Source organism: Buchnera aphidicola str. Ua (Uroleucon ambrosiae) (assembly GCF_000225465.1).
GTDB lineage: Bacteria > Pseudomonadota > Gammaproteobacteria > Enterobacterales > Enterobacteriaceae > Buchnera > Buchnera aphidicola_B.
The window spans coordinates 260,961-275,075 of record NC_017259.1 but is presented as its reverse complement, the minus strand read 5'-3'; the positions used below and the strand labels follow the sequence as shown (position 1 = coordinate 275,075).

Below are 14,115 nucleotides of genomic sequence, written 5' to 3'. Positions count from 1 at the left end.
GATTTCCATGAAATTGATTCTATAAAACTATTGCACGAATATCTGAAAATAGCAAACATCTAATTTTTTCTTATATATATTAATTTTTTAAAAAGACTTTTAATCCCTTAATTACAATTTGAAAATCTAAAGAACTAATAATTTGAAAATATAATCTTGCTATTTGATGAGTAAGATTTTTAATATTATCGTAGATGTAATATTAATTAAATATTGATAATATATTTTTTGAAAGAAGAAATAGCCATATAATTATTTTGCAATTTTTTATTAAAAATCATTATTTTAAAAATATATTTAAAAAATTCAATTAAATAAAAAAAATTAGAAAAAAGTTAAAATAGATATTAACATTTTTAATCTTATTTTTTCATCATTTTCATAGATTTTAATAACTGAAGTAGGATTGATATTTAAAATACTCTATTGTATTGTACATACATGAAATGCATTTTGATCACAAACTCCTGCATATGCTAATTTTTGTACTAAATAAACTGATTAACATATACCTGAAAGTGATACAGTAATAGAATATATATTTTTCATCATTGTAATTTCCTTATTTTAAAAAATCAAAATCATAATAATGGTAATCTAGATTCAATAATTCCGCCACCAATACATACTTCTAATAAATATAATACTACTGATTGCCCTGGTGTGACAGCAATAACAGGTGAATCAAATAATATTTTTAAGCGCTTATTTTTTATACATTCTATATTACATGAAATATCTATTTGACGATATCTAATTTTTATTTTACAAGATAAAGGATAAGAAATATAATCATTATTAATCCAATTAATATTTTTTGCAATTAAACCGACTGACATAAGATATATATTACTAGCACCTTGAGCAACAATTAATTGATTTTTTTTGATATCTTTTTTTACAACATACCAAGGTATATTATATTCTTCTTTAATACCCCCAATACCTAAACCTTTTCTTTGACCTATAGTATAATAAAAAATACCATTATGTTTACCAATAATTTTTCCTGATACAGTAACTATATCACCTATTTTTTCAGTAATATAAAAATTTAAAATTTTTAAATTTTTAGGTCCAATAAAACATATTCCAGTAGAATCTTTTTTTTTAGAAATCCGTATATTTATTTTTTTAGCAAAATTTCTTATTGTATTTTTTGTCCAATCACCAATTGGGAATAAAATTTTTTTAAGTTGTATATGATTTAAAGTGTATAAAAAATAACTTTGATCTTTATTTTGATCAATACCTTTTAATAAAATATATTTGCCATTATTATTTTTTATACGAGCATAATGACCTGTAGCAACATAATCAGCTTTAAGCACATGAATAGCATAATTAAAAAATACATTAAATTTAATTTCTTTGTTACATAATATATCAGGATTTGGTGTGTTTCCTTTCTTATATTCATCTAAAAATTTTTTAAAGACTAATTCCCAATATTCTGAAGAAAAATTAATTTTATGAAGATATATATTTAATGTTTTGCATACCGTTTCAGCATCAAATAAATCTTGAGCAGAATTACAATATCCTTGTTGATCATCTTCTTCCCAATTTTTCATAAATAAACCTTCTACTTTATAGTTTTGATTTTTTAACATCCATGCAGCAACTGATGAATCTACACCTCCAGACATGGCAACAATTACTTTTTTAGTATCTTTTATTTTTATGTTTTTCATATATTAGTTGAAGTATCTTACTTTTAAAAAATTTTATATATGTAGTATTGTAACATATTATATATTTTTCTAAATTATGTTATTTTTTAAAAATATTATTTAATATAATTCTTAATTATTAAAAATTTTATAAAAAAATAAAAAATATTTTTAGTGCATGTTAAAATATATAAAAAATTAATATTGTTAAAAATAAGATGAAAAATATAAGAAATTTTTCCATTATAGCCCACATTGATCATGGAAAATCAACTTTATCAGATAGATTAATACAAATATGTGGTGGACTATCTGCAAGAGAAATGTCTAATCAAGTGTTAGATTCAATGGAATTAGAAAAAGAAAGAGGTATTACTATAAAAGCACGTAGTGTGATGATTCATTATAAAGACGAATTAAATAATATTTTTAATTTAAATTTTATTGATACTCCTGGTCATGTAGATTTTTCTTATGAAGTTTCTCGATCATTAGCTGCTTGTGAGGGAGCTATTTTAGTTGTAGATGCTACGCAAGGTGTTGAAGCACAAACTTTAGCAAATTGTTATACTGCATTAGATATGAATATAGAAATTCTACCTGTATTAAATAAAATAGATTTGCCTAATGCAAATATAGAGAAAGTATCTAAAGAAATAGAAGATATTATAGGAATATCTGCATTAGATGCAATTAAATGCTCATCTAAAACAGGAGAAGGTGTTAAAGAATTAATCGAACGTATTATTACTGATATTCCTTCTCCTAAAGGTTTAATAAATGCTCCCCTGCAAGCTTTAATTATTGATTCATGGTTTGATAATTATTTAGGTATAGTTTCATTAATAAGAATTAAAAATGGGATTTTATCATACAAAGATAAAATTCAAGTGATGAGTACAAAAAAAATTTATTTTGTAGAACAATTAGGTATTTTTACACCAAAAAAAGTAAATAAATCTCAATTAAAATGTGGTGAAGTAGGATGGATTGTTTGCGGTATAAAAAATATTAAAGCATTTTCTGTTGGGGATACATTAACACAAGCAAATAATCCTGCACAAACGATTTTAAAAGGTTTTAAAAAAATTAAACCTCAAATATATGCTGGTTTATTTCCTATCGCATCTGATCAATATGAAACATTTAGAGATGCATTAGAAAAACTAAGTTTAAATGATTCATCATTGTTTTATGAACCAGAAAATTCTTTAGCACTTGGTTTTGGATTTAGATGTGGATTTTTAGGATTATTGCATATGGAAATAATTCAAGAACGTCTAGAACGAGAATATTCTATTGACTTAATTTCAACTGCACCAACAGTAATTTATAAAATAGTATTAATCAATGGAAACATTATTTATTTAGATAGTCCTTCAAATTTTCCTAATATAAATAATATAAAAGAAATTCAAGAACCTATAGTTGAATGTAATATTTTATTACCTACTCAATTTCTTGGTGAAGTGATAAAATTATGTATTAAAAAAAGAGGCACGCAAATAAACATGATTTATCATGCACATCAAGTATTATTAAAATATAATATTCCTATGAATGAAGTAGTACTGAATTTTTTTGATGAATTAAAATCTATATCTAGTGGATATGCTTCTTTAGAATATGATTTTAAATGTTTTCAATCTGCAAAAATAGTTAAAATAGATATCTTAATTAATTCAGAGAAAGTAGATGCATTAACCATAATATCATGTCATAAAAATGCACAATATCGTGCGCGTGAAATTGTAAATAAAATTCAAACATTAATACCTAGACATCAATTTGATATTTCTATTCAAGCTGTTATTAATAATTCTATTATTGCTCGTTCAACTGTTAAACAATTAAGAAAAAATGTATTAGCCAAATGTTATGGTGGTGATATTAGTAGAAAGAAAAAATTGTTAAAAAAACAAAAAGAAGGAAAAAAAAGAATGAAAAAAATAGGTAATGTAAATGTTCCAAAAACAATATTTTTTGAGATTTTGAATACTAATAAAAATTAATATAAGGAAATAAAGATGGCAAATATATTAACTATTTTTTTATTAATTAGTACAGTATTAACTGGTATCATTTGGATTTTTTATCGCATAAAACATATAAAAATGTATTTTTTAAATAAAAAAAATATCAAAAATAATCATTTATTCCTAGAAAATAAATTATTATTAAAGCATGAAACATCTTTATTCACATCATTAGCATCATTTTTTCCAGTTTTTTTAACGATATTTATTATACGATCATTTATTTATGAACCTTTTCAAATTCCATCAGGTTCTATGATGCCAACTCTTTTAATAGGTGATTTTATTATTGTAGAAAAATTTACATATGGTATTAAAGAACCCATCACACATAAAACATTAATTAATACTAGCAATCCAAAAAGAGGTGATGTAGTAGTTTTTAGGCATCCAAATGATTATAATACTAATTATATTAAACGTATAATAGGGTTACCTGGAGATAAAATTATATATGATATTAAAAAAAAACATATACATATATGTATTAATTATACTAATACAAAACATTGTACAGAAAAATTAGTTATTTATTATTCTAAACCTAAATTAAGTAATTTTGTACAAAAAATATATTTTTCAAATACAAATAATAATGCAATAGAACAAAAAAAAATATATCATTTATTACATTTTAATATTGTTGAAGAAAATTTTAATACTGTTAAACATAATATATTATTATTAAATAATATAAAAAATTCAACCCAAGATTATTTTCAGCAAAAAAATATGCCAAAATTAACTTGGATTGTTCCTAAAAATCAATATTTTATGATGGGAGATAATCGTGACAATAGTTTAGATAGTCGATATTGGGGTTTTGTTCCTGAAGAAAACTTAGTAGGAAAAGCCATTAAAATATGGATGAGTTTTGATAAAAATGAAAATGAATGGCCGACTGGGATACGTATAAACCGGATTGGTAATATATATTAAAATATCATAAAAATAAAATATAATTATTATATATTAACGTATATATTAAATTTTATCAAATTTTCTGTTTTCCTGTTATATATAATTAATGTAAATATTTTTAAAATCGGTATAACATGAATCATATTGTAACAAAAAAAATACAAAAAGTGTTGGGATATACTTTTACTCATAAAGATCTTTTAAAACAAGCATTAACACATCGTAGCGCAAGTAGTAAACATAATGAAAGACTAGAATTTTTAGGAGATTCTATTCTAAGTTTTGTTATTGCTAATGCTTTATATCAACATTTTCCATATATTAATGAAGGTGATATGAGTCGTATGCGAGCTACTTTAGTACGTGGTAACACTTTAGCTGAAATTGCTTATGAATTTGATTTAGGTGAATATTTAAAATTAGGACAAGGAGAACTAAAAAGTGGAGGATTTCGCCGTGAATCTATTTTAGCAAATACTGTTGAAGCTTTAATAGGAAGTATTTATTTAGATAGTAATATTAAAACAGTAGAAGAATTGATATTAAAATGGTATGAAAAACGCTTAGAAAAAATTAGTCCTGGAGAAAAACAAAAAGATCCTAAAACACGATTACAAGAATATTTACAATCAAAACATTTAGCTTTACCGAGCTATTTTATAGTCGAAGTATATGGTGAAGCACATAATCAATTATTTACTATTCATTGTAAAATTAGTATGATTACAGAACATTTTATTGGAACTGGTTCTAGTAGAAGAAAAGCTGAACAAAATGCAGCACAAAAAGCATTAATTCAATTAGGTGTAGAGTGAACATAAAACAAACATATTGTGGATATATTTCTATTGTTGGAAAACCTAATGTTGGTAAATCTACATTGCTAAATAAGATTATTGGTAAAACCATTTCTATTTCATCAAAAAAAAAATATACAACACAAAAAAATATTATAGGAATTAAAACACAAAATTTTTATCAAACTATTTATATAGATACACCAGGTGTAATTATCGATACAAAAAAAAAATCTATAATATATGAACAAGAAAAATTTTATAAAATAATAAAAATTTCAATATTAATTATATTTGTTATTGATCAAACATTTTGGACAGAAGATAATCAAATAATTTTTAACAAAATAAAAAAATATAATATACCAATCATTATTATAATTAATAAAATTGATAAAATTCATGACAAAAAAATTTTATTACCTCTTATTCAAATTTTAAAAAATAAAGAAAATGTTATAGAAATCATTCCTGTTTCTATTAAAAAAATAAATCATATTAATTTTTTACATAATACTGTTATCAAATATTTACCAAAAACGAAACATATATATCCTAGATCTTATATAACAACTAATACTCAATTATTTACTATTTCTGAAATTATTCGAAAACAATTAATATTATTTTTAGGAGATGAATTACCTTCTTCAATCAAAGTTACAATTGAATCTTTTAAAATAAACAAAAAAAAAGAAATTCATATTATTGCTATAATAAAAGTAAAAAATTTAAGACATAAAAAGATCATTATTGGTCATAATGGAGAGAAAATAAAAAAAATTAGTATGATTGCAAGACAAAAAATTAAATATGAGGTTTGTACTAAAACACATCTTTTTATTTGGATCAAATAAAAAATATATAAAATAAATAAAATATAACTATTTTTTTTTAAAATTAGTTAAAAAGTTATACAGTTAACTAATTTTAAAAAAATAAAATAAAAGGTATATATGCATTATGTCTATTATTGGAATAGGGATTGATTTAATTGAAATATTACGTATTAAAAATATATTATTTAAATATCAAAACAATTTTGCTAAAAAAATTTTATCTATAGAAGAATTTAAAAAATATATTTTTTCAAAAAACAAAATTCATTTTCTTGCAAAAAAATTTGCAGCTAAAGAAGCGGCATCTAAAGCATTAGGAACAGGAATTAATAGTTGTATTAAATTTAATGAGTTAGAATTTTATAATGATCAATTTGGAAAACCAAAATTAAGATTTTTAAATAATGCTTTTAAAAAATCTCAAGAATTAAAATGTAAATATATACATGTCAGTATAGCTGATCAAAAACTATATGCTTATGCTATAGTGATTTTAGAAAATTAACATAAAAATAGAGAATTTTATTTTTTTCTTTTATTTTTAAAAAATTTTATTAAAATATTCTCGCATTCATTTTTTAAAATATTATTTTTAATATCTAAATGATAATTTGTATTTGCATTAAAAAATAAATTTTTTAAAAAATGCTGATTACTTGATTTTTTACTATATGCACCAAATACTAAGCGTGTAATACGACTATTTATAAGAGCTCCGAAACACATAACACAAGGTTCTAATGTTACGTATAATGTACTATTTATTAAACGATAATTTTTTATAGTTTTTCCAGCATGACGTAAGGCTATAATTTCTGCATGTGCAGTGGGATCATGTCGAATAATAGAACTATTCCAACCCACTCCAATTATACGTTCTTCAAAAACTATTATTGATCCGATAGGGATTTCACCTTTTCTTTTAGCATAAGAGGCATATCTTAAAGCAATTTTCATCCAATTAATATCTTTTTGATATTGTGAAAGATTTTGATAAATTACTTTTTGTTTTTTAAAATTCTTAATTTTTCTTTGCCCCATTCTCTTTTTTTAGAATCTATTCTCTTATCTTGTCTATTTTTTCCTTTTGCAAGACCGAATTCTAATTTACACCAAGATTTTTTCCAAAACATAGACAATGATATAATAGTATATCCTATATTTTTTTTTTTTACAGATAAAAAATCAATTTCATTTTTATTTAATAATAATTTTCTTTTTCTTTTTGGATCACAAAAAATATGATTTGAAGACATATGTAAAGGTTGAATTACAGCATTAAAAAGATATATTTCATTACAATAATTAGATATATAACTTTCTGAAATATTTATTTTACCAGATCGAATAGACTTAATTTCCCAACCTTGTAATACAATACCAGCTTGAAAAATTTGCTCAATAAAATAATTATGATATGCTTTCTTATTAAATACAATTCTAGATTTTTTTTTTTGAGTATTTATTTTATATGACATAATTCAATGTATTCCAAAATGTAAATAATTTAGAATATTTATTAAGATACAATCAAAATTGTATATAATATAATATTTTTATTAATTTAATATTGAATTTAAATCTATTCTAAAAAACATTTTTAGATTTAATAATATAAAATTATATTTGATGATATTATTAAATCTAAAATATAAAATTTTTTTATGTTTTTTTCTTAGACACTATAACCATAGCAGGACGTAATAAACGAATATTATGTAGCATATACCCAGGTTGCATTACTGTAATAATTTTATTTGATTTGATTTCATCGGTATAATGAATCGATACAGCTTGATGGATAGATGGATCAAATGATACATTTACATCATCTATTTTTGTTATATTAAATATCATAAAACATTTTTTTAATGAATTATTAATATCTTTTAATTTATTGATTATATTTAAAAAAGTTTCTTTTGATTGACTTTGCTCTATTAAATTTAATGCACGTTCAATATTATCAATAATAGGGAAAAAATCTTTTAACAATTTTTCTAAAGAAAATTTTCTACAGTGTTCTATATCTTTATTAACTCTTTTATAAAGAGATATAATTTCTTTTTCACTTTGAATTTTTGTTTGTATTATTTTTTCATTAGATTCACGTAATTGGTTTTTTAATAAAAAAATTAAATTATTATTTTCATTATTTTCATTATTTTCATTATTTTCATTATTTTCATTATTTTCATTATTTTCATTATTTTCATTATTTTCATTATTTTCATTATTTTCATTATTTTCATTATTTTCATTATTTTCATTATTTTCATTATTTTTTGTTATTGTATCTTGTTGATTTATCATAAAAATATCCTTTTAATTTAACATGTATTAATATATAAAAATTTTTATTTTTTTTTAAAAAATATAAAATTTATTTAGGAAAACATTATATGTTTTTAAAGATATTAATTTGATTATATTTTTGAAATAATAGGAGAGATATAAGAAGTTGACATATCCCATGGTTGCTCAATCCATACATTTTGAGGAATATCGATTATATAATCATCAACTAATAAACGACCCATGGGTTTTGCAAAAATTGTTACAAAATAAGCTTTAGGATACAAATTACGAATAATTTTTGCAGTACCACCGGTATCTACCAAATCATCTATTACAATAATTTTATCTCCATCACTATCTGCTTTTTTTATTATTTTTCTTTTATTTTTTAAGCAATTATGCTGATAACTTTCAATGCATACAGTATCAATACATCGAATGTCTAATTCTCTTGCTAATACAGCTGAGGGAACAAGACCTCCCCGACTCACTGCAATAATTCCATTACAAAAATTATTTTTTTTTAGTAATCGAATAGCTAGCTTTCTTGTATGAATTTGAAGCATATCCCAGGTGACAATGTATTTCTCACTCATAAAGGACATTCCGAAACTATAAATAGTATTTATTCAATAATGGAAAGAGTTTTAAATTATTAAAAATATTAATATATAAAAATTTTTAATTAATTAATGATTTTTTTGCATTTCTTTTTCTATAATTAATATTAATATATGAATAATTTTAATATGCATTTCTTGTATTCGATCTGCATAACCATAATAAGGAACACAAATTGTTATATCAGATAAGATTTTAATCTTACCTCCATTATGACCTGTTAACGAAATTACTTTTATTTTTTTATTTTTAGCTATTTCTATAGCTTTAATAACATTTAATGAATTTCCAGAAGTAGAAATAGCCAATAAAACATCACCTTTACATCCTATACTTTGTATATAACGTGAAAATATTTGATCATATCCAAAATCATTTCCTACTGCAGAAATATAACTACTATCTGATATAGAAACAGCAGGATATCCATTTCGTTTTTCTCGATACACACTAGTTAATTCTTCTGAAAAATGTAATGCATCACAATGCGAACCTCCATTTCCACAAGAAATTACTTTATTTCCATTTTTAAATGCTTGAGAAATAAGAATAGCTGCTTGTTCAATATTATTTATTGCTTGATTATTTTTTAAAAATTTTTTTAAAGTTTGTAAAGCAGAATCAAATTCAGAAAAAATTGTTTTTTTATACATAATTTTTAAATTATTTAAAATAATTAATTTTTAAAAAAATATTATTTTTTATCGGTGCGGACGGGGCTCGAACCCGTGACCCCCGGCGTGACAGGCCGGTATTCTAACCAACTGAACTACCGCACCTATTTACTATCTTCATATTGTACATATTTTAAAAAAATCAGTCAATAATCTTTTTGATATATTTATAATAAAAATTACTTCCATAAACATAAATTATGACGTTTCATATATTGCAAATATTTTATATGTGAATCTATTTCTTGTTTTTTAGCATATAATATTTTTAAAGGAATATTTTGAGATCGAATAAATTTTTTTGGTTTTGAAGATATTTTTTTACTATTTACTATAGTATTAAAAAAAAGAGACTCTTGACCATTTGTCATTAAAAGATATACTTTACCTAAAAGGTAAGCATCTAATATAGCGCTATGTAAATTTCTACTAGATTTGTTAATTTTATATCTTGTACATAAGGCATCTAAAGTATTTTTTTTTCCTGGAAATAATTTTCGTGCGATTTTTAATGTATCTAATACATTACAAAATGTATCAATTGTTTTAATTTTTTGATTTAATAGATTTAATTCTTGATTTATAAAACCCAAATCAAATGAAGCATTATGAATTATTAATGTGGAATTTTGAATATATTTTAAAAATTTATTAACAATATCTTTAAAAATAGGTTTATCTTTTAAAAAATTATTAGTAATACCATGGACTTTTAATGCTTCAGATTCAATTAATCTATCAGGTTTAATATAAACATGAAAATTATTTCCTGTAAAACGACGTTCGATAATTTCAACAGCTCCAATTTCTATAATTCTATGATTAACATGAGGAATACCAATTTTATTTATACCCGTAGTTTCTGTATCTAATATAATCATTCTTTTGTCATTCATAATTGTTTATCTTACATATATAAATATGATTAAATAATTTTTGGAATAACTATCATTATGTTTAAAATTGTCAAAATGTTTACAGATGGTTCTTGTTTAGGCAATCCTGGTCCAGGAGGTTATGCTGTAATATTACGTTATAAATTAAATGAAAAAATTTTAACTTCGGGCTTTTATTTAACTACAAATAATCGTATGGAATTAATGGCTGTAATATCAGGATTAGAATTTCTTAAAAAACCTTGTTTTGTAAAAATTATAACAGATAGTTTATATGTAAAAAAAGGAATTATTGATTGGATGCCTATTTGGAAAAAAAAAAAATGGAAAACACAGAAAAAACAAGATGTAAAAAACATAGATTTATGGCTACGTATTGATAATGCCTTAAAACATCATTCAGTAGAATGGCTTTGGATTAAAGCACATATTGGTCATTTAGAAAATGAAAAATGTGATATAATAGCACGTCAATCTGCTAAACATCCTTCAATTAACGATTATTATTACGAAAATAGTAAATTTTAAAACTGTTAATAATTTTAATATATTTAATATAAATTTAATAAGAAAATATTATGTTGTTTTTAAAACAAATACCAATATTAATTGATAATTATGTATGGATGCTTGTTGACTCTTATGGTTTTTGTATTATTATAGATCCTGGATGTTCTGAAGAAATTATAAAAACAATCGAGCAAAATAAATGGCATCCTATAGCAATATTTTTAACTCATAATCACATAGATCATGTTTCAGGAGTTAAAAATATTATTCAATATTATTCTCATTCAATCACTGTTTTTGGACCAGATGAAACTAAACAGCATTATGTGAATACAATTTTAAAGCAAGGGGATAAAATTGTTATTTTAAACAAAACATTTGAAATTTTTTTTACTCCTGGTCATACTTCTGGTCATATTACTTATTATAGTTTTCCATATCTTTTTTGTGGAGATACTATTTTTTCGGGTGGTTGTGGACGTGTTTATAATAATCAATATCTAGAAATGTATAATTCTATAAAACTTATTTCTACTTTTCCTAATAATACAATATTATGTTGTGCTCATGAATATACTCTATTAAATTTAAAATTTACTATGTTTTTTATCCCTAATGATATAACAATACAATTATATTTTGAAAAAATTAAATCTCGATTAAAAATAGGTAAATCTAGTTTACCATCATATCTTATTTTTGAGAAAAAAATTAATTTATTTTTGAGAACAGATGAATTTTTTTTGAAAAAAGAGTTAGGATTAAGTAAATTTAGCAGTGCTTTAGAGGTGTTTAAGGAATTAAGAATTAAAAAAGATTTTTTTTGGAGCTAAGCGGGATTGAACCGCTGACCTCCTGCGTGCAAGGCAGGCGCTCTCCCAGCTGAGCTATAGCCCCAGATGATTTTATATTATGGTAGGCCTGAGTGGGATTGAACCACCGACCTCACCCTTATCAGGGGTGCGCTCTAACCATCTGAGCTACAAGCCTTTTAATTTTTATTAAATAATTTGTGTGGGCACTTTCAAAAAAGTATATATTTTTAAGGAGGTGATCCAACCGCAGGTTCCCCTACGGTTACCTTGTTACGACTTCACCCCAGTCATGAATCACAAAGTGGTAGGCGCCTTCCTTTTAATAGGTTAGGATACCTGCTTCTTTTGCAACCCACTCCCATGGTGTGACGGGCGGTGTGTACAAGGCCCGGGAACGTATTCACCGTGGCATTCTGATCCACGATTACTAGCGATTCCGACTTCGTGGAGTCGAGTTGCAGACTCCAGTCCGGACTACGATTTACTTTATGAGGTTTGCTTGTCTTTACAGATTTGCTTCTCTTTGTATAAACCATTGTAGCACGTGTGTAGCCCTGGTCGTAAGGGCCATGATGACTTGACGTCGTCCCCACCTTCCTCCGGTTTATAACCGGCAGTCTCCTCTGAGTTCCCGGCCGAACCGCTGGCAACAGGGGATAAGGGTTGCGCTCGTTGCGGGACTTAACCCAACATTTCACAACACGAGCTGACGACAGCCATGCAGCACCTGTCTCACAGTTCCCGAAGGCACTTTTTTATTTCTAAAAAATTCTGTGGATGTCAAGACCAGGTAAGGTTTTTCGCGTTGCATCGAATTAAACCACATGCTCCACCGCTTGTGCGGGCCCCCGTCAATTCATTTGAGTTTTAGCCTTGCGGCCGTACTCCCCAGGCGGTCGACTTAATGCGTTAGCTTCGGAAGTCACTTCTCTTGGAAACAACCTCCAAGTCGACATCGTTTACGGCATGGACTACCAGGGTATCTAATCCTGTTTGCTCCCCACGCTTTCGCACCTCAGTGTCAGTATTCGTTTAGGAGGCCGCTTTCGCCACAGGTATTCCTCCAGATATCTACGCATTTCACCGCTACACCTAGAATTCTACCTCCCTCTACGATACTCTAGCTTTTCAGTTTCAAATGCAGTTCCTAGGTTAAGCCTAGGGATTTCACATCTGACTTAAAAAACCACCTACGCGCTCTTTACGCCCAGTAATTCTGATTAACGCTCGCACCCTCCGTATTACCGCGGCTGCTGGCACGGAGTTAGCCGGTGCTTCTTCTTCAGGTAACGTCAAGAAATAAAATTATTAGTTTTATTTTTTTCCTCCCTGCTGAAAGTACTTTACAACCCTAAGGCCTTCTTCATACACGCGGCATAGCTGCATCAGGCTTTCGCCCATTGTGCAATATTCCCCACTGCTGCCTCCCGTAGGAGTCTGGACCGTGTCTCAGTTCCAGTGTGGCTGGTTATCCTCTCAGACCAGCTAGAGATCGCAGCCTTGGTAGGCTATTACTCTACCAACAAGCTAATCTCGTCTGGGTTCATCCAAAAGCATAAGGCCTAAAAATAGGTCCCCTACTTTAGTTTTACAACATTATGCGGTATTAGCTACCATTTCTAGTAGTTATCCCCCTCTTTTGGGTAGATCCCCAGATATTACTCACCCGTTTGCCGCTCGCCGCCAAGAAAGAAAAAAAACTTTCTCTCGCTGCCGCTCGACTTGCATGTGTTAGGCTTGCCGCCAGCGTTCAATCTGAGCCATGATCAAACTCTTCAATTGAAAAGCTTTTCTTAAAGAGAAATCTTTAAGAAATTTTAAATAACAAAAAATAAATTTTGTACTTAATTGTCTGTGCCCACACAGATTATTTAATATATTTTTAAAGAGCGTTGTTGATATTTTTGTTTTTTTGAAACTTTAGATTAAGAGATTACATTTTTTTTATTATCTTGTCAACTCTTTTATAAAAAATTTTTAATTTTTATTTTTTTTATAATTTTTTTTTTTATTAGTATAAAATTAAATAATACTT

At 25.5% G+C, this 14,115-nt stretch carries 14 protein-coding genes, 3 tRNA genes and 1 rRNA gene; 7 read left to right on the top strand and 11 right to left on the bottom strand.

Going from position 1 to position 14,115, the window contains the following annotated elements:
- Positions 1-581 precede the first annotated feature (581 nt).
- On the bottom strand, positions 582-1,685 hold the full coding sequence (gene mnmA / locus BUAMB_RS01220) for a tRNA 2-thiouridine(34) synthase MnmA (RefSeq protein ID WP_044035105.1): 1,104 nt from the start codon (positions 1,683-1,685) through the stop codon (positions 582-584).
- 206 nt (positions 1,686-1,891) lie between these two features.
- Here mnmA and lepA point away from each other — a divergent pair, with 206 nt between their 5' ends.
- The 5 genes from lepA to acpS all read left to right on the top strand — a co-directional run bounded on the left by lepA (position 1,892) and on the right by acpS (position 6,771).
- Complete coding sequence (lepA, locus tag BUAMB_RS01215; protein WP_014499964.1) at positions 1,892-3,685, top strand: translation elongation factor 4; 1,794 nt, start codon at positions 1,892-1,894, stop codon at positions 3,683-3,685.
- Positions 3,686-3,700: 15 nt separating this feature from the next.
- Entirely contained in the window at positions 3,701-4,648 is a 948-nt protein-coding gene (gene lepB / locus BUAMB_RS01210; RefSeq protein ID WP_014499963.1) for a signal peptidase I, read from the top strand.
- Between the two features lie 116 nt (positions 4,649-4,764).
- Positions 4,765-5,445, top strand: a complete 681-nt coding sequence (rnc, locus tag BUAMB_RS01205; protein WP_014499962.1) for a ribonuclease III — start codon at positions 4,765-4,767, stop codon at positions 5,443-5,445.
- Complete coding sequence (gene era / locus BUAMB_RS01200) at positions 5,442-6,284, top strand: GTPase Era (RefSeq protein ID WP_014499961.1); 843 nt, start codon at positions 5,442-5,444, stop codon at positions 6,282-6,284. The genes rnc and era overlap by 4 nt, the downstream gene beginning before the upstream one ends.
- 106 nt (positions 6,285-6,390) lie before the next feature.
- A complete protein-coding gene (gene acpS / locus BUAMB_RS01195) occupies positions 6,391-6,771 on the top strand; it encodes a holo-ACP synthase (RefSeq protein ID WP_014499960.1) in 381 nt (126 codons plus the stop codon).
- A gap of 17 nt (positions 6,772-6,788) precedes the next feature.
- Here the strand turns inward: acpS and tadA are convergent, their stop codons facing one another.
- The 7 genes from tadA to dnaQ form a co-directional block, all read right to left on the bottom strand.
- Positions 6,789-7,307: a tRNA adenosine(34) deaminase TadA gene (gene tadA / locus BUAMB_RS01190; RefSeq protein ID WP_079172809.1), complete on the bottom strand. Its 519-nt coding sequence runs from the start codon at positions 7,305-7,307 to the stop codon at positions 6,789-6,791.
- Positions 7,265-7,744 (bottom strand): SsrA-binding protein SmpB, encoded by a 480-nt coding sequence (smpB, locus tag BUAMB_RS01185; RefSeq protein WP_014499958.1) that lies wholly within the window; start codon positions 7,742-7,744, stop codon positions 7,265-7,267. The genes tadA and smpB overlap by 43 nt, the downstream gene beginning before the upstream one ends.
- A gap of 184 nt (positions 7,745-7,928) precedes the next feature.
- Positions 7,929-8,579 carry a nucleotide exchange factor GrpE gene (locus tag BUAMB_RS01180; RefSeq protein WP_014499957.1) on the bottom strand — a complete coding sequence of 217 codons (651 nt, stop codon included), beginning with the start codon at positions 8,577-8,579 and terminating at the stop codon, positions 7,929-7,931.
- A 113-nt stretch (positions 8,580-8,692) separates the two neighbouring features.
- Positions 8,693-9,160 carry a xanthine phosphoribosyltransferase gene (gene gpt / locus BUAMB_RS01175; protein ID WP_014499956.1) on the bottom strand — a complete coding sequence of 156 codons (468 nt, stop codon included), beginning with the start codon at positions 9,158-9,160 and terminating at the stop codon, positions 8,693-8,695.
- A 93-nt stretch (positions 9,161-9,253) separates the two neighbouring features.
- Entirely contained in the window at positions 9,254-9,838 is a 585-nt protein-coding gene (gene lpcA, locus BUAMB_RS01170) for a D-sedoheptulose 7-phosphate isomerase (protein WP_014499955.1), read from the bottom strand.
- A gap of 52 nt (positions 9,839-9,890) precedes the next feature.
- Positions 9,891-9,964: transfer RNA gene (locus tag BUAMB_RS01165), tRNA-Asp, on the bottom strand.
- Positions 9,965-10,038: 74 nt separating this feature from the next.
- A complete protein-coding gene (gene dnaQ / locus BUAMB_RS01160) occupies positions 10,039-10,755 on the bottom strand; it encodes a DNA polymerase III subunit epsilon (protein WP_014499954.1) in 717 nt (238 codons plus the stop codon).
- Between the two features lie 57 nt (positions 10,756-10,812).
- Between dnaQ and rnhA the strand changes: the two genes are divergently transcribed.
- Both rnhA and gloB read left to right on the top strand, forming a co-directional pair.
- Entirely contained in the window at positions 10,813-11,283 is a 471-nt protein-coding gene (gene rnhA / locus BUAMB_RS01155; RefSeq protein ID WP_014499953.1) for a ribonuclease HI, read from the top strand.
- Between the two features lie 53 nt (positions 11,284-11,336).
- Complete coding sequence (gloB, locus tag BUAMB_RS03010; protein ID WP_071818483.1) at positions 11,337-12,098, top strand: hydroxyacylglutathione hydrolase; 762 nt, start codon at positions 11,337-11,339, stop codon at positions 12,096-12,098.
- On the opposite strand, the gene BUAMB_RS01145 is transcribed toward gloB, so the two are convergent.
- The 3 genes from BUAMB_RS01145 to BUAMB_RS01135 form a co-directional block, all read right to left on the bottom strand.
- Positions 12,090-12,162 (bottom strand) — tRNA-Ala (locus BUAMB_RS01145). The two genes, gloB and BUAMB_RS01145, sit on opposite strands and share 9 nt — an antisense overlap.
- A gap of 16 nt (positions 12,163-12,178) precedes the next feature.
- Positions 12,179-12,255 (bottom strand) — tRNA-Ile (locus tag BUAMB_RS01140).
- 53 nt (positions 12,256-12,308) lie between these two features.
- A 16S ribosomal RNA gene (locus tag BUAMB_RS01135) occupies positions 12,309-13,862 on the bottom strand.
- Positions 13,863-14,115: the final 253 nt, after the last annotated feature.